Raw genomic sequence first — 21,045 nt, forward strand, 5'->3', positions numbered from 1 at the left:
CCGCTTCGCTTTCCTCGCTTTCGGCGTCCGGCGCGTTCCCGCGCTTTCCGCCTTTCAGACTCTAGCAGATCTTCCGACCCGCTTTTCGTCCGTTTCCGCTGCCTTCTGCTTTCGAAACTTTCGCTTCTCTGCGTCCGGCCCGGCGAGCCTAGCAGACCCGTTTTCCCGCCTCCACCGACCCCGCTTGATCAATCCTGCGGTGCCGGCGGCTTGCGAGCCGCGCGTCCTGCTCCGGATCTCTCCGGTGCTCGATGCCTCAACCGTAGCAGGTTTCGGCGGTATTTCCGAACCACATTCACGGAATGTGATTCCCAGTAATAAATGGCAGCACAAATAAAACCCCGGAATTTGGATGATCAAATTCCGCGTGCTTCATAAGACTGTCTCGATCACTGGTTCTACTGGTTCACACCCATGGAGACACCACAGGCACGGCGCAGCCGAAGGCTGTCCGTGGCCGGATCTATCGTTGGGGTATGAGTCGCGGTGGGATCGGCCATCGCGCCGGTGTTGAGGGCACGCCTGTCCGGATCTCCCGGAGTTGCGACTCGTACGAGTTTAAACCACCCTCTTGGACGGGTCAAGCCGGTCCCCTATACCCAGTGGAACGGGTCGGGAACCGGCTTGACGCGTCTTCCGCGCGAACAGCTGGTGAACCATCAACTGCCTTGTGTCAGGCGGTGATCTCCGCCGCCGCGAGGTTGCGCTTGCCGCGGCGCAGCAGGGCCCAGCGACCATGCAGCAGGTCGGCCGTGCCGATCACCGCGTCCTCGTCGGCCACCTTCACGTTGTTGAGGTAGGCGCCGCCCTCCTTGATGGTGCGCCGCGCGCCGCCCTTGCTCGGAGCGAGGCCGGTGGCCACCAGGGCGTCCACCACGGTCGGGCCCTCCGAGAGCCGTGCGCCGGGGAGTTCCGCCACGGCCGAGCGGAGCGTGGGCTCGTCGAGCGCGGTCAGGTCGCCCTGGCCGAACAGGGCCTTGCTCGCCTCGACGACCGCGACGCACTGTTCGACGCCGTGTACCAGCGTGGTCAACTCCTCGGCGAGGGCGCGCTGGCCGATGCGGGCGGCGGGGCGTTCCTCGCTGTCCCGCTCCAGGGCCTCGATCTCCTCGCGCGAGCGGAAGCTGAACGTACGCAGGTAGCGCGAGACGTCGCGGTCGTCCGCGCCGAGCCAGAACTGGTAGAAGGCGTACGGCGTGGTCAGCTCTGGGTCGAGCCAGACCGTGCCGCGCTCGGTCTTGCCGAACTTGGTGCCGTCGGCCTTGGTCAGCAGGTTGGTGGTCAGCGCGTGTGCCTGGCCGTGCGGTTCGTTGGCGGTGATCCGGCGGATCAGGTCAAGGCCTGCGGTGATGTTGCCCCACTGGTCGCTGCCGCCGATCTGCAGCGTGCAGCCGTGCCGTCGGTACAGCTCGACGAAGTCGTAGGACTGGAGCAGCACGTAGCTGAACTCGGTGTAGCTCATCCCCTCGCCGGCGAGCCGGGACTTCACCGTCTCGCGCGCGAGCATCTGGTTGACGCTGAAGTGCTTGCCGACGTCGCGCAGGTACTCGACGATGCTCAGCCGCGAGATCCAGTCGTGGTTGTTCGCCATCACCGCGGTGTTCGGCTCGCCGCCCTCGAAGTCGAGGAACGCGGAGAGCTGGCCGCGGATCCGGTCGGTCCAGCCCGCGACGGTGGTTACCTCGTTCATCGCGCGCTCGGCCGAGGGCTTCGGGTCGCCGATCAGGCCGGTGGCGCCGCCGACCAGGGCGATCGGGCGGTGCCCGAAGAGCTGGAGCCGGCGCAGCGTGAGCACCTGGGTGAGGTGGCCGACGTGCAGGCTGGCCGCGGTCGGGTCGAACCCGCAATAGGCCGTGACGGGACCGTCCGCGAACGCCTTCTTGAGCGCGTCCTCGTCGGTGGTCTGGGCCAGCAGGCCCCGCCACCGCAGCTCGTCGACGATGTCCGTCACAGTGCCTGGTCTCCTCGGTAGGTTCGACAGGTGGGGTGGTGCGGGTCGGTGGTACGACCGGTGGTGCAAGGGTGCCCGACGCTCGGCCCTCGACGCTAACCGCTTTGCACCGGGGCACCGGCGGCGGGTGGCTCGCCCGGCTTCGTGGTGCGCTTGCGGGGCTGGTGGGCCCGGTAGGGGCTGACCGTCGGGTCGCCGGCGATGTGGAAGCGCCAGGGCTGGGTCGCTCCGCCGCCGCCGACGCCGGTGCGCGGGCCGGTGCGGATCGCGGTGCGCGGGGGCGGGGTGCCGTACAGGACGCGGATCGGGCCGGTCGGGTCGCAGACGTCGACGCCGTCCTGGGCGCGGTCGAGGGCCAGCGCCGTGGCCAGGCGGGCCGGGCCCCTGGCGAGGTCGGTGTCCTTGCGGGTGGTCGGGCGGCGGGCGCGGGCCGGCGCGAGGCCGGTGATGATCTCGCCGGCGCGCAGCAGTACTCCGGAGGCGCGGTCGGGTGGACCGCAGACCAGGTTCGCGCAGTAGTGCATGCCGTAGGTGAAGTACACGTACAGGTGTCCCGGCGGGCCGAACATCGTCGCGTTGCGGGCGGTTCGGCCGCGGAAGGCGTGGGAGCCGGGGTCGTTGGCGCCGTCGTACGCCTCGACCTCGGTCAGCCGCAGCTCGACCGGGCCCGCCTCGGTCTCGTGGACCACGGTGCGGCCGAGCAGGTCGGCGGCGACGGCGAGGACCGGGCGGTCGAAGAACGAGCGGGGCAGCGGAGCGGTGGGGCCCGCGCCGGCGGTGGGAGCACGCATGGGGAGCCAGCTTACGGCCGGTCGTGCGTGATGGAATGGCCCGGCGTAACGATTCCGCACGGCGCACGCCGTGTGGAAAGGGGAGGAGACCTCGTGGTTTTCAAGAAGCTGATGGCGAGCATGGGCGCGGGCGGTGCCTCGGTGGAGACCGAGTTGCACGCGGCCGAGACCACGCCCGGCGGTGTGGTCGAGGGTCGGATCCGGATCCAGGGCGGCAAGGTCGACCAGGAGATCGAGGGGGTGTTCGTCGGCTTCCAGGCCGTGGTCGAGGTGGAGACCCAGGACGGCGAGCAGCGGCGCAACGTGGAGTTCGGTCGGCAGCAGGTCGGCGGCGCGTTCACGCTGCGCGAGGGCGCCACGCACGACCTGGACTTCCGGCTGCCGGTGCCGTGGGAGGCGCCGCTGACCACGTTCCGGGGCGTGCCCCTGCGCGGTACCACGGTCGGGGTACGCACCGAGCTGGCCATCGATCGCGCGATCGACAAGGGCGACCTGGACCCGGTCGCGGTGGGCGCGTTTCCGGCGCAGGCGTTGATCCTGGACGCGTTCGGGAACCTGGGCTTCCACTTCCGGGCCGCGGACCTCGAACTGGGGCACATCCGGGGCACGGATCAGCGGCTGCCGTTCTATCAGGAGATCGAGTTCACCCCGCCGCAGGCGTACGCGCGCGGGATCAACGAGGTGGAGCTGACCTTCGTGTCCGGTGAGCACCGGACCGAAGTGATCCTGGAGATCGACAAGAAGGGCGGCGCGTTCTCCGGTGGGAGCGACGCGATCCGGCGCTTCACCGTGGAGCACGCGGGCGCGCACCAGACCGACTGGAACGCCTACCTGCACGGCTGGTTCCAGGAACTGGGGCAGCAGCGGGGCTGGTTCTAGGCCCTGTCCGGCGGATCTTGGCGGGGCCGGTCCGGGTCAGGCGTCCAGGAGGGCGTGTACCCGGGCCGCCCAGTCCGCCTCGAACTCCGCTCGGGCCAGGCCGGTGGCCCGGTCGAGCGCGGCGTCCACGGCCGCGGGGGCGGGGTCGGCGTAGACGGCGGTGACGAAGCCGTACACGGCCTGGGTGCCGCCGATTTCCTCGATCCGGCGGATGGCCAGGTGCGCCAGCTCGTACGCGGCGGCGTTGCCGACGGTGTCGGCCTGGTAGAGCTCGTTGTCCGTGGGCAGCTTGCCGGTGAAGCGGTTGCCGGCGATGTAGGTCCTGGCCTCGTACAGCTCGTCGGTGCCGAGCAGGGTGTGTCCGCGCAGGGACAGCCAGTCGGCGAAACCCTCGACGACCCAGACGGGTTGGTCCTGGTTCGGAACCTCGTTGCGCAGCGGGGTGACCAGGGCGTGGGCCATCTCGTGTCGCAGCAGTTCGCCGAGTCGGCGCGGGTTGGTGGAGGTGAACCAGCCCGAGGTGGTGTCCAGGACTATCCGCGAGCCGCCGAAGTGGCCCTTGCCGTCCGGGCCGATGGTACGCAGGGCGTAGGTGAGGCCGGATTCCTCGCCGTGGTCGCCGGTGCGGCCGCCGTAGAGCCGATAGAACGTGTCGCGGTCGGCGACCGGGACGATCACGAACCCGGGGGCGGTGCCGGGCGGCCCGCCGTCGGACCACGTGTCGATGTCGGCGCGCGCCGCCGCCTCGGCGGCGTCGGCGAGGCGGTCGGCGCCCCGGGCGGTGGCCGGGTCGGCGAGCACGACCACGTGTTCGCGGCGGACCACGGTCAGGTCGGCGTGGTCCCAGGGGGCGGGGTAGTCGCGGGCGTAGGCGTAGCCGGCCCCGTCGTAGGGGGTGCCGTCCACGCCCGTGATCCGCAGCGGCGCGCCGGGGGCGTCCCGGACGACGGTCCAGCGGTAGCCCTCGCCGACGGTGGCGGTGTCGGCGTGGGAGATGCGGTGGTCGAAGGAGACGTCCACGTAGGCGGTGATCCGGTCGTCGTTCGCGGGCATGGTCTGCACGGTCTCGACGCGGTATGCGAGCCGGTCGAAGGTCACTCGGGCCAGGTTGCGGAACAGCTGCTGTTGGCCGCCGACCAGGTCGGGGACGTCCGGGTCGAGGTCGACGGTGAACGCGGCTTCGTCCCGGGCCAGGATCGCCGCGGTGCGCCGGTCGGCGATGGCCTGGATGTCCGCCGTGGCGATGGTCGGCCCGTGCGCGGGGGCCATCGGCGTGGCGGTGCCGGGACGCGGGGCGCCGAGCGCGCCGTCGGCGTCGTGGGGCCTGGCGCTGCCCGGTCCGCTGAGGGTGACGCCGAAGGCGATCAGCGCGGCGAGGGCCAGCGCGAGCGCGAGCAGGGGGGCGGCGAGGCGACGGGCGACGGAGCGGGGACGGGCGGGGGCCGGATGCGCGGGGTGGAGCGGCGCGGAGCTCGGGGGTTCGGTGGCGGCGGGTACGGCGGAGGCCGACTCGGGGGCGTCCGGCGCGGCGGCGGGAGGGCCGGCGGGCGAGTGTGTCTCGGCCGGGGACCCCGTGCTCGATATTCGGCTGCCGGGTATCGCGGCGAAGGCGGCGCTCGCGTCGTCCTCCGCGGTGACACCGTCCGTGGGCGCGCCGCCTTCGGCGGGATCGTCCGTGCTCGGATGATCCGTGCGCACGCCTTCCGCCGTCCTGCCCCCCGGCTCCGCGGAAATGGCCGGCTCTGCGCCCGCGGCCGGCCCTGCCCCGACGGGCGGGTCGGTGGGTGTGGCGGATGAGGCGTCGTCGGTGGCGTTGCCGCTTTCGTGCGTCGGCTCGGTCACGCCGGATGCCCTCCCCCCTCTTGGCCCCCTGTTGGCGCGAGGATACCTACGCGATCTTCGCCGGTTTCGCGGACGGTGAGAATAGGCTCGTCCGAACGAGGCGTTCGGCAGCCGGCCGGGCGCCGGTGTCCACGATTTCGGAGTCTCGCGTGTCCGAGTCCACCAAGCCCCCGTTGCCGTACGAGTACCTGCCCGCGAAGCCCGCCTTCACGCTCACGAGTGCGGATCTGACGGACGGCGGGGTCCTGCCGACCGCACAGGTCAGCGGCGTCATGGGCGCGGGCGGCGAAGACCTCTCGCCGCAGTTGTCCTGGTCCGGCTTCCCGGCCGGCACCAAGAGCTTCGCCGTGACCTGCTTCGATCCGGACGCGCCCACCCACAGCGGGTTCTGGCACTGGGTCGTGGTCGACGTCCCGGCGACGGTGACCGAACTGGCGAGCGGCGCGGGCGCGAGTGACGGCAAGTCGCTGCCGGCCGGCGCGTTCCACGTGCGCAACGACACCGGTGGTCCGGGCTACGTGGGCGCGGCGCCGCCGGAGGGCCACTACCCGCACCGGTACGTCTTCACGGTGCACGCGCTGGATGTGGCCGAGTTGGGCGTGGACGAGACGGCGACGCCGGCGTTCGTGGGCTTCAACCTGTTCGCGCACACCCTCGCGCGCGCCGTGCTGGTGTCCACGTACGCCCGCTGAGCCGCGTCCGACCGCGCGAAAGCGGAATCTCGTCCGGTAATTGCGTTGTCCCGATGATCGCCCGAACGGCACAGTGGTCGAGTTGTCCGTACTGACGGTTCGTCGAGTCGAAGGGTGCGCATGAGCGTCGCAGCACCGCCCCAAAGCTGAGCGCGTGATCGCGCCCGGTCGGTTCGGTGCGCGTTCGAATGTGCTCGCTCGTCCCCTCGTCGACCAGGTGAGGGGAGGTCGCATGCGGGAGACGTTGGTGCTGAACGCGACGTATCAGCCGCTGGCGACGGTGTCGTTCAAGCGCGCGCTCGTGTTGGTGTTGCAGGAGAAGGCGGTCGTCGAGCATGTCGATCCCGGCCGGGTGGTACGGGCCGCGACCGTGGAGATCCCGCTGCCCCGGGTGATCAGGTTGCTCAAGTTCGTCCGGGTGCCGTTCCGACAACAGGCCGCGTGGTCGCGCCGGGGTGTGTTGCTTCGGGACAACCGGCGCTGCGCGTACTGCGGTGGGCGCGCGACCACGGTGGACCACGTGCTGCCGCGTTCTCGCGGTGGGGCCGACTCGTGGCTGAATACCGTCGCCGCGTGCGGAAGCGACAACCAGCGCAAGGCGGCGCGGACGCCGGCGGAGGCGGGGATGCGGCTGTTGTTCCAGCCGTACGAGCCATCGGCGACCCGGGCCCTGGTGCTCGCGTTCGGCGTGGCGAGCGTCGAGGGCGCGCAGTGGCTGGCCGAGCCGGTGCGGCCGCCGGCGCTGGCGATGGGGGCCTGACCGGGCGCGCGGGTCGGGACGAGTGTGCGGAAGCCGTCGGGGATTGGCCCCCGACGGCTTCCGGCGTTCGGGCCCGGCCCGCGCCGCGGCCCCGTCAGACCGTTTTGCGGACCCAGGCCGCCCAGTCGGCGCGCAGGCGGTCCGGGGACAGGCCGAAGCTCGCGGTCAGTGTTTCGTCGATGTCGGCGTGGCGGCCGGTCAGGGCGTCGGTGAAGAAGGCGCAGACGCGCTCCGCGCCGTACGTCCGGACAAGGTATCGGACCATCAGGTGGGCCAGGTTGTAGGCGTTCTCGACCCGGTCCTCGTCGGCGGTGTCGAAGTCCTCGTCGGCGGGCGGCGCGCCGGTGAATCGGCCCCGGTCGATCATCGTGCGGATGTTCGTGGTGATCTCGCGCGCGAGCGGCCGGTCGGCCTCGGCCTGCCAGTCGGCGAAGCCCTCGGCCAGCCAGGTGGGCATGGTGCCGGCGACGCCCGGCCGGGCCAGCGGGGCGATCAGGGCGTGGGTCATCTCGTGCCGCAGCAGGATCGGCGCGAACGTCGCGTCGCCGGCGAGTTGTTCGTCGTCCACGACCATGCGGACCCCGCCGACGAATCGGTCGGTGCCGGGCATGGACAGCGCGTATCCCGCCGCCCAGTCGCGGATCTCGCTGCTGCTGTACAGCTTGCCGAAGGAGGTTCGGGACGAGGTCAGCACGAGGGCGAAGCCGGGCGAGGTGCCGGCGCCGCCCTTCCAGGCGCCGAGCGTGTACACGGCGGCCTGCTCGGCCAGGTCCGCGTTCCGGCGCAGCGAGCTCGCGTTCTGCTTCGGGCCCATCACCACGACGTGTGGGCGGCGTTCGACCTGGAGGTCCCACAGGTCCCAGGCGGCCGGGTAGCCGGCGAATCCGCCTTTGGCGTCCGCGTCGGCGGCGCCGTCCAGGCCGATCAGCGTGCAGCGGTCGGTGGGGTCGGCGCAGCGGACCTTCCAGGTGTAGGTCTCCGGGACGCGGGCCACGTCGACGCCGGTGATCGTGTGCTCGAAGACCACGTTCAGGCTGATCGTCACCGGCCAGGCGGCGGGGGTGCCGGCCCGGCTCGGGGCGGAGCCGTCGGCGGTGACCACCTTCTTGTCGCCGCCGCGGGCGACCCAGCGGGCGGCGTCGAACGGGATCTTGCGCAGGTTGTCGAAGAGCCGCCGCTGTCCGTCGACGAGGGCCCGGTCCTGCTGGTCGACGGGGGCGAGGAAGGCCGCCTCGTCGCCTTGTTCGAAGGCGGCCGTGCGGGTGTCGGCGAGTGCCTGGACGCGGAAGAACACGCGGGTGTCGATCCGGTCCGAGGGCCAGGTGCCCTCCTCCGTCGGGGCGCCGGAGCCGGGGCCGCGCGCGGAGTCGGCCCCCGCGGGGCGCGCCGGGGGCGGGGCGTGGGTCGGGTCTTCGGCGTCGAGCAGGCGGTCGGCGCTGTCCAGGCCCGCGGGGCGGCCGGCGACCGCCGTCGTGCCGATCAGGAAGGCCAGGGAGAGCAGCGCGCCCAGCAGGGTGACGCAGATCGCCCACGGTCGGGAGCGGCGGGGTTCGACGGCGTTCGGCCACGGGCCGTGCGGGCCGTGCGGGTCGTGGGGGGCCTGGGGGGCCTGGGGGGCCTGGGCGTCTTGGGGCTCCGGGAAGTCCTGGGGGTGCACGTCAGTTGCCCACCTTGGCCTTGACGTACTTGGCCCAGTTGCTCTCGAAGGTGTCCCGGTCCAGGCCGGTGGCCTCCTTGAGCGCGGCGTCGATCGCGGCCGGGGACGGGTCCTTGTACACCGCGACGACGAAGTCGTCGGCCTTGGCGACGCCGTACTTCTCCGCCATGTAGCGGATCGTCAGCATGCTGTAGTGGTAACTGACCGTCGAGGTCTTGGCGTCGGGCGAGTTGACGTCGGCGTCGGTGGGCAGTTTGCCGGTGAACTTGCCCGCGCGGACCTGCTCACGCGCGGTCGGCTGGAACCATTCGGACAGCGAGAGGTCGGTCCAGGCGAGGTATTCGGCGAAGCCCTCCGAGACCCACAGCGGCGGGCCCTCGCCGCCGCGCTCGAACTCGGCGACCATCGCGTGACCGAGTTCGTGCCGGATCAGGTGCGTCTGCTGCTCGCCGTCGTTCTTGGCGAACATCTCGTCCGAGCCGTCGAGGGTGATTCGGCTGCCGGCCATCGGTTGGTCGCGGCCCATCGTGGGGCGCGCGGGCGGCATGGTGCGGCACACGCCGGTGACGTTGGGCAGATCGTTGCCGGACAGTGCGCGGATGAAGGTCTCGTGGTCGGGCGTGACGTAGATGACGTAGCGCTGCGGCGTGATCGCCGGGCCCTTCCACACCGCCAGGTTCTTCTTCAGCGCGCTCTCGGCCCGGTCGGCCCAGGCGGCGGCCTTGGTCTTGTTCTTGGCCGGGACGGCGAGCAGGACGTGCGGGCGTTCGATCACCGCGAGTTCGTCCTCGTCCCAGGGGGCGGGGAAGGCGTTGCCGCCGCCGCGGGTCGAGCCGCCGACGATCTTGGTGATCAGCAGCGGGGCGCCGACGGACGCGCGCGAGACGGTCCAGGTGTAGCGCTCGGCGATCGGCTCGCTGTCGACGCCGGTGATCTGGTGGGCGAAGACGACGTTCACGTCGCGGGTGAGCGGGCCGGCGTCGTTCGCGGGCTCGACGGTCGCGGTGGAGGGCCGGAACTCGACGCTGGTGAACGGGAACAGCCGCAGGTTCGCGAACAACCGGCGCTGGGCGGTGGCGAGTTCGGGGGCGGCCGGGTCGATTCCGGCGACGAAGCCGTCCACGTTCCCCGACTTCAGGGCCTGGGTACGGCTGTCGGCCAGGCCGGACAGGTCCGCGGCGGCGATCCGGGTGACCTGGGGCTTGTCCCCGGCCTTGGCCGAGCCGCCGACGGTCTCGTCCTCGGCCGACGACGCGGCGGTCGGGGTGGTGGTGGGGTCGAACACGCCGCCGACGGCGAGAGAGCCGAGCAGGGCGAGGATCGCGAGCACTCCCCCGGCGGCGGCCAGCAGGTGCCGGCGAGCGTTGCGCCGCTGCTGGTCGGGGGCGGGAACGAACGGGAGCGGCCCGTACGGCCCGACGGGCGCCGGAAAGGGGGGCGCCTCGGGGGTGGGCGGTATCGCTCCCGAGTCGTTGCCGGTGACGGCGTCGGGGTCGAGGGACGGGGGGCCGGCGGGTATCGCAACGCCGCCGGCGGGCGCGGGCGCGGTCATCGGCGGGGCCGGCTCGACCGAGGTGACGGGCGCCGAGCGCGAACCCTCCGCGTCGTCGGGCACCGGCACCGCGTCTTCGGCCGGCCGCCCGGCTATCTCCTCGACGGTCGCGGGCGCGGGTCCGTCGGCGGATGTGGGCGCAAGCGCGCCGGCGGGCGCGGTCGCCGGCGCGTCGGGCGCGGTCGCCGGCGCGGCTACAGGCTCGCCGGCGGGTGCGGAGGTGGTCGTGGTCGGATCCGGGTCGGGCGAAGTCACGGGTACCGGAGGCGTACCGGCCGCGCTGTCGGGTGCCGGAGCCGCGTTTTCGGGCGCCCGCCCGATGGTTGCCTCCGCGACGGGCGCGGGCACCGGTGCGGTCGCTGGTGTGCCCGTGGATCCGGGCGCCGGTGCGCGGGGAGGTTTGGGTGGGTTTTCCTCCGTCGGGCCGTCCGTGTTTTCCCGTGCGTCCTCGTTCGTGCCCATGTCCCACCCCGTGCACGGCTGTTCGTGGTCTGCTGTCGTGGTGCCGCTCGGCGGGTGTGTCACGCCGTCGGCGGTGTTGGGCATGTCGGACATGCCAGTCCTCCCCTGGATCGCCGGCCCGGTGATTCCGCCCCCGGCCCCGAATCGGCGATCCGATCATGTGTTCGCCGAGGTTATCCATGTCCCCGGACAACCTCGGCAGTGGGGCCCGGGTACGGTCACGCGCGGTAGCCGCCGCGGGTCAACCGCCGATCTCGGCCCGTACGTAGCCTGCCCATCCGGCCTCGAACTCATCACGTTCCAGCCCGCTCGCCGCCTTGATCGCCGCGTCGAGCGAGGCGGGGTTCGCGTACATCGCGACCACGAACTCGTCCGCCTTGGCCGCGCCGTACTTCTCGGCGAGGTAACGGATCGTCAGCATGCTGACGTGGAAGCCCGCTCCGGCGCCCTGATCACCCTTCACCATCGGCAACAGGTCGGTGTCGACGGGGAGTTTGCCGCTGAACCGCCCGGCCCGCAGCTCGGCCCGGGCCGCGCCCCGGTAGCTGTTGTCGCCGGCGAGGTAGTAGGCGAAGCCCTCGGAGACCCAGCGGGAACGGCCGCCGCCGCCGATCAACGACGATTGCGCGAACTGCCCCACCATGGCCTCGGCCAGTTCCCGGCGGAGAAGCCCGATGCCGGTGTCCGGGTTCGTCGAGGACGCGAACGCCGTATCGGCGCCGTCGAAGGTGACCCGCGCGCCGACGGGCGACATGCTTCCGCCGCCGGGCCGGGCCGGCGTGACGAGTTCGCAAAAGCCCGCCTTGTCGCCGAGCACCCGGCGGACGGTCTCCCGCTTCGTCGGTACGAAGACCGCGAAGCGCCGAGGGGTGATCGCCGGCCCGTGCCATGCCTCGGCGTTGCGCTTCGCGGCGAGTTCGGCGCGATCGGCCCACGCCGCGGCGCGGTCCCGGTCCGTCGCGGCGACCGCGAGCAGAATGTGTTCGCGTTCGACCACGGCGAGTTCGTCGCCGTCCCACGCGGCCGGATACGTGACCGGCCGGGTCGGAGCCGACGTCGGGTTGCTTCCGACGATCTTGGTGATCTGTACGGGTGCGTCGATCGAGGCCCGGCTCAGCGTCCAGGTGTAGGTCTCGGCGGCCGGCTCGCTGTCGATTCCGTCGAGTTGGTGGGAGAACACGATCACCATGTCGTACGAGTACGCGCCCGCGTCCTCCGCCCGCACCGCGTCCAGGCCCGTCGGCGGCAGGAACTCGGCCCTGGCGAACGGGAACAGCCGCAGGTTCGCCAACAACCGGTGCTGTGCGGCCATGAGTTCCGCGTTGGCCGGGTCGATCCCGGATACGAACGCGGTCGCGTCGCCGTCCCGGAGCGCCCGGGTGCGGGCGTCGGTGAGGGCCTTGACGTCGGCGTGGGTGATGCGGGTGACGGTGGAGGGCGGTTCCGGGGATCCGGAGGTCGCCGGCGGCGGGGTGCTCTCGGCGGGGCGTTCCCGCGCGGTCGGGGCGGTGGAGTCGCCGTCGCCGTCGAAGGCGCCGCCGATCGTCAGGGCGCCGACCACGAGGGCTGCCGTAACGATTCCGCCGACCACCAGAAGCGGGGTGCGGCGACGCCGGGGCGCGGCCTCGGTGGGCGCGTCGGCGGTGGGTGTGTCGGACACGTGGTCCCTCTCGTGCATCACCCGTCCGGAGGCCGCCCGCATCGGCCCGCGTCGGACCGGCTCGATTCGGCTCGGTGATTCGATCGTGTGTGCGCGCCGAGGCTATCCACCCTCCCCCGCTTCGTCGAGGCGAATACGCTTCGCGCCGGCGGCTCGTCAGGAGCCGGTGGCCGCCTCCAGCGTGCCGGGATCGGCGTCGGCCGCCGAGGTCGACGCGGCCGGGTCGAGGAGCAGCCACGAATCGGCGACCCGGTAGCCGGGGACGTCGTAGGACGCCATCGGGTCGGCGGCCAGACCCTCGACGCGCGTCACCGAGCCGTCGGGGTGGGCCAGTTCCTCCGTGTAGCGGAAGTGCAGGTGGCCGTGCGCGGCGACGGCGGGCCGGTAGGCGTCCACCAGGCGCTGGATCCGGGCCTGGTTCGGCAGGCAGCGCGGTTCGCCCTTGCGGTTGAACTCGGGTGCGGCCCGCAGCGGTTTGTCGTGGGTGAGCAGGACGTCCACCGGCGAGGGGTCGGTCAGGATCGTGTCCACGTCGGTGTCCGTACCCTCCTCCTCCGGGAACCACAGGCTGCCGGCGTAGGTCGGCACCTCGGCGGGCGGGCGACCCGCGCCGACCCGAAAGTCCTCCTTGCGCAGCGCCTTCTCGTACCGCCGCCGCTCCTCGGCCAACCGCCGCTCCCGATCCAGCGACAACGCGCCGCCGAAGGCGAGGAAGTTCGTCCCCCGCCAGGACCACCGGTGCCCGCGCGGCGCGTAGCGCACCCGGGGCCGCACGATCACGAACCCCTGCTCGTCCCGGTCGTCGCCGTAGGACTCCATCAGCAGCGAGGACTTGTCGTGGTTTCCGTCCAGGAAGTACACGTCGACACCCCGCGAGCGGGCCGAACGATTGACCGCGTCCAGATACCGGACGCCGGACGGCTCGTGCTCCCAGTAGCCGAAGTCGCCCAGCTGGAACACCGCGTCCACGTCGAGTTCGGCGGCGACATCGAGCACACGACGCACGTGCCCGGTGTTCCCGTGTGTGTCCCCGGCCAACAAAACCCGCATCACGACCCCCCGCCTCTCCGCCGACCCCCGAACCCATCATCGACGATCGACCGAAGTCCCGTCCGGGGTATTTCCCCACGGTCGGCGGATGCCGCGCGCTCAGGCGCCCGGGGGAACGAACGGCAGCCCCGGGGTGGGGCCTCGGGTGATCAGGTGGTCGACCGCGGCGTTGTCGAGGTGGTCGGCGATCAGGTCGCCCAGGGCGTCGAGGCGGGATTGGCGGGCGGCTTCGAAGGAGGTGTTCGGGGAGACGGTGAAGCGGCGGCCGGAGGACGCGGCGGTTCGGGACAGGAACGTACGGCGGAAGTCGTCGTTCTCCAGGGCGCCGTGCCACAACGTGCCGGTGATCGCGCCGACTCGGCAGCCGTCCAGGGCGCCGCCGTCGGCGTCGGTGAACAGCGGCTCACCCGCCTCGACGTCGACCACGCCGTGGTGGATCTCGTACGCGGTCACCGGCGACCCGTCGGCGTAACCACGCGGTCGGGCCAGGGTCTTGTCGGCGGCGAAGCGTACCCGGACCGGCAGCAGGCCCAGGCCCGGCACCGTCCCCGCGCGGCTCTCCACGTCGTCGTCGATCTCGCGCCCGAGCATCTGGTAGCCGCCGCAGATGCCCAGGATCGGCCGCCCCTCGGCGGCCCGCCGGGCCAGCGCGGTGTCGAGGCCGCGTTCGCGCAGCCAACCGAGGTCGGCGACGGTCGCCCGGGAGCCGGGCAGCACCACCAGGTCGGCGTCGGCGATCTCGCCGGGCGTACTCACGAAGCGCACCACCACACCGGGCTCGACGGACAGCGCGTCGATGTCGGTGAAGTTGCTGATCCGGGGCAGGCGCACCACCGCGACGCGCAGGACGTCCGCGCCGAGCGGCGGTTCGGCCGTACCCCGGTCGGCGTCCAGGGCGAGCGAGTCCTCGACGTCCAGCCACAGGCCGCCGAGGAAGGGCAGCACGCCCATGACCGGACGTCCGGTGAGTTCGCGCATCCGGGTCAGCGCCGGATCCAGCAGGCGCGCGTCGCCGCGAAACTTGTTGATCACGAACCCGCAGACCAGTTCCTGGTCTTCGCGGGAGAGCAGGGCGAGGGTGCCGAAGAACGACGCGAAGATCCCGCCCCGATCGATGTCGCCGACCACGAGCACCGGCAGGCGGGCGGCCCGGGCCAGCCCCATGTTGGTGATGTCGCGATCGCGCAGGTTGATCTCGGTCGGGCTGCCCGCGCCCTCGCACACCACGACGTCGTAGCGCGCCCGCAGGTCGGCCAGCGAGTCCAGTACCGCCTCGAACAGACGCGGCTTCAGATCACGGTAGTTCAGCGCCCCGACCTCGGCGATCGGCTTGCCGAGGAGCACCACCTGACTGCTCATCAGGCCACCGGGCTTGAGCAGCACCGGATTCATCACCGCCTCCGGCTCGATCCGCGCCGCCGCCGCCTGCATCGCCTGGGCGCGGCCGATCTCCGCCCCGTCGGCGGTGACCATCGAGTTGAGCGACATGTTCTGCGCCTTGAACGGCGCGACCTTGACCCCTTCGCGGGCCAACCGCCGGCACAGCCCGGCCACCACGACGCTCTTCCCGGCATCGGAGGTGGTCCCGGCCACCAAAAGCGCACCGTTCACCGCTCCTCCTCCCGAACACGGCGTCCACGACGCCCGGTTGCCATCCGCTCACCAACCCGCGCGCTCATCGGACCGCCTTGCCGGTGCGGCGCGCCGCGCGGGCGGCGATGGCGGCGCGGGCGGCCGGCGCGCCCACGGCAAGCGCGGCGGCGGCCAAGCCGACCGTCGCCGAGAGGCGGTTGGCGCGCGCTATGTCGGCGGGGGCGGGGGGCGGCCCGTCACCGAGCCGCGGCCGATCCTCGGTACGGCCGGCATAGACGTTCCGGCCGCCGAGCGTGACATCCAGCGCGCCGGCGGCGGACGCCTCGCAGCGGCCCGCGTTGGGGCTGGGGTGACTGCCGCCGTCCCGCCTCAACACCGCCCACGCCCGGCCCCGATCGCCGCCGACCACGGGGGCCGCCGCGACGGTGAGCAGCCCGGTGAGTCGCGCGGCCGGCCAATTGGCGACGTCGTCCAGCCGGGCCGAGGCCCAGCCGAAGTGCTCGTGGCGCGGGGTGTGATGGCCGACCATCGCGTCCAGGGTGTTGATCGCGCGGTAGCCGAGCAGCCCGGGGATGCCCGCGACCGCGCCCCAGAACAACGGCGCCACCACCGCGTCGGACGTGTTCTCCGCCACCGACTCGACCACGGCCCGAGCGATGCCCTTGTCGTCCAGCCGGCTCGGGTCGCGCCCCACCAGGCGCGGCAGCGCGTCCCTGGCGGCGGGCAGGTCCCCGGCCACCAGCGGCGCGGCGATCGCCCGGGCCTCGCGGCGCAGGGTGGTACCGCCGAGCACGGCCCAGGTGCAGCCGGCGGTGGCCAGGACGGTGGCCGCGGGGCGGCCCGCGACGGCCCGACGCACCCCCAGCGCAAGCGCGGTGGTCGCCCCGACGCACAGGGCGCTGTACGCGACGCCGCGCGCCCGACTGTCGCCGTGCATGGCCCGCTCCGCGCGCCCGGCCAGGATCCCGAAGCCGGCCACGGGATGGCCGCGCCGCGGATCACCGAACGCGGCGTCGAGGACAACGCCCAGGGCCAGGCCGAGGGCGGTGTGGGTCGGATGTGCGGTCGCGGGCATCCGCGCATCGTTTCACGGCCCTTCGCCCACACACGCGCCGACCCGGGGCCGGCCGGCGGGGCCGTAGCCCTCACGCGTCGAAGCGGCGGCGTGCGCTCTCGATGTGGCTCAGGTTCCGGTGCGTCCAGCCGCACATCGCGTCGACCGTGGCGCGTAGGCCGCGGCCCGGCTCGGTGAGGGTGTACTCGACGCGCGGCGGCACGGTCGGATACACCTTCCGGTCGAGCAGCCCGTTGCGTTCCAGCATGCGGAGGTTCTGGGTGAGCATCTTGTGGCTGATGCCCTCGACCTCCGTACGCAGCTCGCTGAAGCGCAGCGTGCGCTCGCCCAGCGCCTCGATGATCAGCAGGGCCCACTTGTTGGCGACGTCGGAGAAGATCTCCCGCGCCAGGGAGTCCGCGCGCCTCAGGTCCGCGTCCTCGGGCAGGCCCGCGAGTTGCTGCTTGGTCCCCATCCGGTTCCCCAGTCGCCGAAGAGTGCGTTCTTCCAGGTCGGCGTTCACTCTCCGACAGTTCCCGGGTAACCACAAGAGAGCACACCGAAGGAACCCACACGCGGCACGCCCGGCCGACCCCTACAGCAGCAGCCGGATCACCGCGATCGAGCCGACCACCACGATCACCGCCCGCAGGACCGTCGGCGGCAGCTTGCGACCGACCTTCGCGCCGATCTGGCCGCCGATCACGGACCCCAGGGCGATCAGCAGCACCACCCACCACGCGACGTCGGCGACGATCATGAACAGGATGGCCGCGACACCGTTGACGACGGCGGCGAGTACGTTCTTGACCGCGTTCATCCGCTGGAGGTTCTCGGCGATGAACACGCCGAACAGGGCGAGCAGCAGCACCCCCTGGGCGGCGCCGAAGTAACCGCCGTAGACGCCGGTGCCGAAGACGGCCACCCACAGCAGCGCACCGCCGTGCCGCGGCCCCTCCTCGGGTGTGCCGTTGCCGGCACGGCGCGCGGCCAGGCTCCGGGCCAGGCGGGGTTGCAGGACCACGAGCACCAGGGCGATCACGATCAGGACCGGGACGATCGCCTTGAACGCCCCCGCCGGCAGCGTGAGCAGCAGTATCGCGCCGGTGATGCCGCCCAGCAGGGAGGCCAGGCCCAGGCGGAGCAGGCGCGGGCGTTGGCCGGCGAGTTCGCGGCGGTAGCCGATGGCGCCGCTGATCGAGCCGGGGACCAGGCCGATGGTGTTCGACACGTTCGCGGTCACCGGCGAGTAGCCGAAGCCGAGCAGCACGGGGAAGGTGATCAGGGTGCCGGATCCGACCACGGCGTTGATCCCGCCGGCCGCGATGCCCGCGGCGAAGATCGCCAGTGCTTCCCACCAGCTCATGCCCATCGTGCCCACCCGCTTCGCCGCGATGACCGTGGCGCCGGGAGGACTGTGCCGGTCCCCCGTGGCCGTGACGCGACGATCATCGCAGCAGGCGGTGTGGCCTCAGCGCGGTGGGCGGTGGCCACGCTCGATGTGCGGCGGCTCCACGTCGCCGGCGGGCGCGCCGCCACGACGCGGCGGGTCGATCGGCGGGGCCGGGACGGTCGGCGGCTCGGCGGGCGGGCGCGGCACCGACGAGGCGCCGTTCCCGGCCGGCTGCTTGCGCACCGACCCGGGCGGGCCGGCGGCCGGGCCGCCCGCGGCCGGCGGGCCGGCGGGGGGTGCGGACGTGCCGGGCCAGGCCGGCTCCTCCTCCAGCGCCAACTGCGGCACGCGGTGCGCCGGGCCGGATCCGTTCGGCGACAGGTTGCCGACCGCGTCGCCGATGCCCTCCAGCGCGCGGGTGACCTCGCTGGGCAGGATCCACAACTTGTTCGAGCTGCCCTCGGCGATCTTCGGCAACATCTGGAGGTATTGGTAGGCCAGCAGCTTGTTGTCGACCTCGCCCGCGTGGATCGCCTCGAAGACGGTCTCGATCGCGCGCGCCTCACCCTCGGCCCGGATCACCGCGGCCTGCCGCTCACCCTCGGCGCGCAGCACGGCGGCTTCCTTGTCACCCTCGGCGGTGAGCACCTGCGAGCGCTGGTGTCCCTCGGCGGTCAGGATCGCCGCGCGCTTGTCCCGCTCGGCGCGCATCTGCTTCTCCATCGAGTCCTGGATGGAGGGCGGCGGCTCGATCGCCTTGAGCTCGACCCGGTTGACCCGGATGCCCCAGCGTCCGGTCGCCTCGTCGAGCACACCGCGCAGGCCCGCGTTGATCTCCTCGCGCGAGGTGAGCGTCTGTTCGAGGTCCATGCCACCGATGATGTTGCGCAGCGTGGTGATGGTCAGCTGCTCGATCGCCTGGATGTAGTTGGCGATCTCGTAGGTGGCCGCGCGCGGGTCGGTGACCTGGAAGTAGATGACGGTGTCGATCTGGACGACGAGGTTGTCCTCGGTGATCACCGGTTGCGGCGGGAACGGAACGACCTGTTCGCGCAGGTCGATCATCTGCCGGATCCGGTCGATGAACGGCACGAGGATGTTGAGTCCGGCGTGCAGAGTGCGGGTGTAGCGCCCGAAACGCTCCACGATGGCCGCGCTCGCCTGGGGGATCACCTTGACCGTCTTGACCAGGGCGACGACCACCAGCAGTACGAGTACGACCAGAACGATGACGGCGGTGGCCTTCACGATCTCTCCCGAGGTCCTGCGTGCCTGCGGCTGCCTGCGAATTTCGAGGCTGGTTCGAGCCTAGGGGTTCGCGGGCCGGCGTGGGACGTCAACACGGTCGGCGCAACCGATCCGATCGTCACATCACCACGGCGGTGGCGCCCACGATGTCCGCGACGTCCACCTGGGCACCGGGCTCGAACACGGCCGTGCTGTCCAGCGTGCGGGCCGACCAGACCTCGCCGTTGAGCTTGATCCGGCCGCCGTGTTCGTCCACCCGCTCCAGCACCACGGCGCTGGCGCCCTTGAGTGCGTCGATCCCGGTCCGGGTCCCGGGCGTGTTGTTGTGCCGGACCACGACCGGTCGCACGAAAGCGAGCAGCACGATCGCGACGACCATGAACACCACCACTTGGACCAGGAAGTTGCCACCGGCTCCCGCCGCGATCGTGGCCGCGAGCGCGGCCACCGCGAGCATGCCCATCTCCACGAAGGAGGTGAGCACCCCGAAGATGCCGAACGCCCCGACCGCGATGAGCCACCACATCCATGCGTCCACGACTTCATCGTAGATCGTGGGCGCACGGATCAGGAGAGTGTTCTCGGACCAATGACCGGCGCGGACGAACGCCCGACGCCCCCCGCCGTACGAACGACCGCCGCCCCGCGGACGACCGCCCCGCGCCGGGTCAGCGCGCCTCCGGGGCCTCCGGCATCGGCAGCCCGCGCGCCGACCAACGCCCGTACTGCTGCTCGACGATCAGCGGCAGACCGAAACAGTGCGACAGGTTGCGCGAGTTCAGCGTCTCGGCGATCGGACCCGCCGCGAGCACCTGCCCCTGACGGATCATCAGAATGTGGGTGAAGCCCGGCGGAATCTCCTCGACATGATGGCTCACGAGGATCATCGAGGGCGCGTACGGGTCGGCCGCCAACGCGCCGAGCCGGCGCACCAGGTCCTCGCGTCCGCCCAGGTCGAGCCCGGCGGCCGGCTCGTCGAGCAGCAGCAGTTCGGGGTCGGTCATCAGCGCGCGGGCGATCTGTACCCGCTTGCGCTCGCCCTCGGACAGCGTGCCGAACGTGCGGTCCACGTATTCGGCCATGCCGAGCTGGTCGAGCAGCCGCCGGGCGCGCCGCTCGTCCTCGGCGTCGTAGCGCTCGTGCCACTTGGCGGTCATCCCGTAGGCGGCGGTCAGCACGATGTCCAGCACCCGCTCGCGCCGCGGCAGCTTGTCGGTCAGCGCGGCGGACGCCATGCCCACGCGCGGACGCAGCTCGAACACGTCCACCGAGCCCAGCTTCTCGCCCAGGACGGCGACCGTGCCGGAGGTGGGGAACAGGTAGGTGGACGCCAGTTGCAGCAGCGTGGTCTTGCCCGCGCCGTTGGGTCCGACGACGATCCAGCGCTCGCCTTCCGCGACCGACCAGGTCACCTGGTCCACCAGAGGGCGACCGTCGCGCACCACCGATACGTCAACCAGTTCGAGAACGTCGCTCATCCCTGCCAGCTCCCCATCGTGCGCTACGCCGCCGGACGGCATCCCCTTGTGTGGGATCACCGCCTCGCTCCGTGGTCCCGCGTTGTTGCACCCGGTCCGGGAGAAACCTATGACACCGAACCACCTCCGGTCGTGTCCGGGAGCATTGCGAGCACCCGTGTGAGCACCCTTACGCTTGTCCGCATGCATGCCGAACCCCGCTCCGGACTTCTCGTCGCATGGGGCAATGCCCTGCTGGCCGGGCACGTTCCGCCGGACGACGCGGTGACCGAGATCGTCGGTACGGACGAGCCGCATCGGGTGACGGGCGTGCCCGGCGAGTCCGGGGCGGTCGGTCTGTCGCTCGCGCTGGGGCGGTTGCGCGCGTCGGGAGTGCGCGGGCTGCGGCTGGCGCTGCCGGTGGCCGGCGATCCGCTCGCGCTGCCCGGGCCGCCCGCCTTCAACGACCTCGCGCTCGACGCCGGCGAGGCGGCGATCACCGTCGGCGCGCCGGGTGTGGCCTACGGTCTGGTGCCCTCGGTGACCCGGCACGGCACGGCCGACGACGCGACGGTACGGGTGGCCTGGACCATGTTCGAGGTGGCCGACCGGCCCGCGCCCGGCCCATTCCTGGCCGAGGCCGAACGCGAGTTGGCCGAGGCGATGCGGGACACGATCGAGGACCTGGCCCGGCTGGACGTGGCCGGCAGCGGACCGGCCGCGCAGCGCGCGCTCGCCGGGCTGTACCGCAAGGATTCGGACACCCGGATCGCACCGGGCCACCCCGGTCGGGCCGGGCGGGTGCTGGACCAGGCGCGCCGGATCCACACCGTGATCCGGGTGGCGAGCGGCGAGGACGGCGGGGCGGTCAGCGCGGCGGAGATATCCGCGCGGCTGCTCGCGTTGGCCCCTTTGGAGCGGGCGTGCCGACGGGCGATGGTGGCCGCGTACAGCGCGGCGCTGGAGCCGGACCGCGCCTGAGGCCCCGAACCGCTCGCGGCGCA

Annotated in this window: 17 protein-coding genes and 1 pseudogene; 4 read left to right on the forward strand and 14 right to left on the reverse strand. The window is 72.2% G+C overall.

Annotated features, from left to right (window positions below; genetic code table 11):
• Positions 1-673: 673 nt before the first annotated feature.
• Complete coding sequence (tyrS, locus tag ACH4XV_RS11455; RefSeq protein ID WP_395788703.1) at positions 674-1,951, reverse strand: tyrosine--tRNA ligase; 1,278 nt, start codon at positions 1,949-1,951, stop codon at positions 674-676.
• Positions 1,952-2,046: 95 nt separating this feature from the next.
• Positions 2,047-2,742 carry a DNA-3-methyladenine glycosylase gene (locus tag ACH4XV_RS11460; RefSeq protein WP_395788705.1) on the reverse strand — a complete coding sequence of 232 codons (696 nt, stop codon included), beginning with the start codon at positions 2,740-2,742 and terminating at the stop codon, positions 2,047-2,049.
• Between the two features lie 93 nt (positions 2,743-2,835).
• Between ACH4XV_RS11460 and ACH4XV_RS11465 the strand changes: the two genes are divergently transcribed.
• The gene (locus tag ACH4XV_RS11465) at positions 2,836-3,621 is read left to right on the forward strand and encodes a sporulation protein (protein ID WP_395788707.1); all 786 of its coding nucleotides are present in this window, start codon (positions 2,836-2,838) and stop codon (positions 3,619-3,621) included.
• 36 nt (positions 3,622-3,657) lie between these two features.
• On the opposite strand, the gene ACH4XV_RS11470 is transcribed toward ACH4XV_RS11465, so the two are convergent.
• Positions 3,658-5,319: a hypothetical protein gene (locus ACH4XV_RS11470; protein ID WP_395788709.1), complete on the reverse strand. Its 1,662-nt coding sequence runs from the start codon at positions 5,317-5,319 to the stop codon at positions 3,658-3,660.
• A 293-nt stretch (positions 5,320-5,612) separates the two neighbouring features.
• Between ACH4XV_RS11470 and ACH4XV_RS11475 the strand changes: the two genes are divergently transcribed.
• Both ACH4XV_RS11475 and ACH4XV_RS11480 read left to right on the forward strand, forming a co-directional pair.
• Positions 5,613-6,155 carry a YbhB/YbcL family Raf kinase inhibitor-like protein gene (locus tag ACH4XV_RS11475; RefSeq protein WP_395788711.1) on the forward strand — a complete coding sequence of 181 codons (543 nt, stop codon included), beginning with the start codon at positions 5,613-5,615 and terminating at the stop codon, positions 6,153-6,155.
• Between the two features lie 232 nt (positions 6,156-6,387).
• Positions 6,388-6,915 (forward strand): HNH endonuclease, encoded by a 528-nt coding sequence (locus ACH4XV_RS11480; protein WP_126641390.1) that lies wholly within the window; start codon positions 6,388-6,390, stop codon positions 6,913-6,915.
• A 94-nt stretch (positions 6,916-7,009) separates the two neighbouring features.
• On the opposite strand, the gene ACH4XV_RS11485 is transcribed toward ACH4XV_RS11480, so the two are convergent.
• The 11 genes and pseudogenes from ACH4XV_RS11485 to ACH4XV_RS11535 all read right to left on the reverse strand — a co-directional run bounded on the left by ACH4XV_RS11485 (position 7,010) and on the right by ACH4XV_RS11535 (position 20,062).
• Positions 7,010-8,572 carry a peptidase MA family metallohydrolase gene (locus ACH4XV_RS11485; protein WP_395788714.1) on the reverse strand — a complete coding sequence of 521 codons (1,563 nt, stop codon included), beginning with the start codon at positions 8,570-8,572 and terminating at the stop codon, positions 7,010-7,012.
• 1 nt (position 8,573) lies between these two features.
• Positions 8,574-10,379, reverse strand: coding sequence for a hypothetical protein (locus ACH4XV_RS11490; protein WP_395788716.1), 1,806 nt, complete (start codon positions 10,377-10,379; stop codon positions 8,574-8,576).
• A 448-nt stretch (positions 10,380-10,827) separates the two neighbouring features.
• The gene (locus ACH4XV_RS11495; RefSeq protein ID WP_395788718.1) at positions 10,828-12,246 is read right to left on the reverse strand and encodes a hypothetical protein; all 1,419 of its coding nucleotides are present in this window, start codon (positions 12,244-12,246) and stop codon (positions 10,828-10,830) included.
• A gap of 156 nt (positions 12,247-12,402) precedes the next feature.
• Positions 12,403-13,296, reverse strand: a complete 894-nt coding sequence (locus tag ACH4XV_RS11500) for a metallophosphoesterase (protein ID WP_395789954.1) — start codon at positions 13,294-13,296, stop codon at positions 12,403-12,405.
• 99 nt (positions 13,297-13,395) lie between these two features.
• The gene (locus ACH4XV_RS11505; RefSeq protein WP_395788720.1) at positions 13,396-14,907 is read right to left on the reverse strand and encodes a cobyric acid synthase; all 1,512 of its coding nucleotides are present in this window, start codon (positions 14,905-14,907) and stop codon (positions 13,396-13,398) included.
• A gap of 64 nt (positions 14,908-14,971) precedes the next feature.
• Complete coding sequence (locus tag ACH4XV_RS11510; protein ID WP_395788722.1) at positions 14,972-15,964, reverse strand: cobalamin biosynthesis protein; 993 nt, start codon at positions 15,962-15,964, stop codon at positions 14,972-14,974.
• Between the two features lie 70 nt (positions 15,965-16,034).
• Entirely contained in the window at positions 16,035-16,418 is a 384-nt protein-coding gene (locus ACH4XV_RS11515) for a winged helix-turn-helix transcriptional regulator (protein WP_395788724.1), read from the reverse strand.
• A gap of 120 nt (positions 16,419-16,538) precedes the next feature.
• On the reverse strand, positions 16,539-17,309 hold the full coding sequence (locus tag ACH4XV_RS11520; RefSeq protein ID WP_395788726.1) for a sulfite exporter TauE/SafE family protein: 771 nt from the start codon (positions 17,307-17,309) through the stop codon (positions 16,539-16,541).
• Positions 17,310-17,675: 366 nt separating this feature from the next.
• A pseudogene (locus ACH4XV_RS11525) lies at positions 17,676-18,584 on the reverse strand (SPFH domain-containing protein); the annotation flags it as partial.
• A 118-nt stretch (positions 18,585-18,702) separates the two neighbouring features.
• Entirely contained in the window at positions 18,703-19,110 is a 408-nt protein-coding gene (locus tag ACH4XV_RS11530; RefSeq protein WP_395789956.1) for an NfeD family protein, read from the reverse strand.
• 142 nt (positions 19,111-19,252) lie between these two features.
• Entirely contained in the window at positions 19,253-20,062 is an 810-nt protein-coding gene (locus ACH4XV_RS11535) for an ABC transporter ATP-binding protein (protein WP_395788728.1), read from the reverse strand.
• Positions 20,063-20,245: 183 nt separating this feature from the next.
• On the opposite strand from ACH4XV_RS11535, the gene ACH4XV_RS11540 reads away from it, so the two are divergent.
• Positions 20,246-21,022 carry a hypothetical protein gene (locus ACH4XV_RS11540; protein ID WP_395788730.1) on the forward strand — a complete coding sequence of 259 codons (777 nt, stop codon included), beginning with the start codon at positions 20,246-20,248 and terminating at the stop codon, positions 21,020-21,022.
• Positions 21,023-21,045: the final 23 nt, after the last annotated feature.

The organism is Embleya sp. NPDC020630, from assembly GCF_044334985.1.
Classification (GTDB): domain Bacteria; phylum Actinomycetota; class Actinomycetes; order Streptomycetales; family Streptomycetaceae; genus Embleya.

Bases quoted from the DNA above. Each gene is read 5' to 3' on its own strand.
- ACH4XV_RS11460 (WP_395788705.1), bottom strand. From the start codon at position 2,742: ATGCGTGCTCCCACCGCCGGCGCGGGCCCCACCGCTCCGCTGCCCCGC.
- ACH4XV_RS11480 (WP_126641390.1), top strand. From the start codon at position 6,388: ATGCGGGAGACGTTGGTGCTGAACGCGACGTATCAGCCGCTGGCGACG.
- ACH4XV_RS11500 (WP_395789954.1), bottom strand. From the start codon at position 13,296: ATGCGGGTTTTGTTGGCCGGGGACACACACGGGAACACCGGGCACGTG.
- ACH4XV_RS11510 (WP_395788722.1), bottom strand. From the start codon at position 15,964: ATGCCCGCGACCGCACATCCGACCCACACCGCCCTCGGCCTGGCCCTG.
- ACH4XV_RS11515 (WP_395788724.1), bottom strand. From the start codon at position 16,418: ATGGGGACCAAGCAGCAACTCGCGGGCCTGCCCGAGGACGCGGACCTG.
- ACH4XV_RS11520 (WP_395788726.1), bottom strand. From the start codon at position 17,309: ATGAGCTGGTGGGAAGCACTGGCGATCTTCGCCGCGGGCATCGCGGCC.
- ACH4XV_RS11530 (WP_395789956.1), bottom strand. From the start codon at position 19,110: ATGTGGTGGCTCATCGCGGTCGGGGCGTTCGGCATCTTCGGGGTGCTC.
- ACH4XV_RS11535 (WP_395788728.1), bottom strand. From the start codon at position 20,062: ATGAGCGACGTTCTCGAACTGGTTGACGTATCGGTGGTGCGCGACGGT.
- ACH4XV_RS11540 (WP_395788730.1), top strand. From the start codon at position 20,246: ATGCATGCCGAACCCCGCTCCGGACTTCTCGTCGCATGGGGCAATGCC.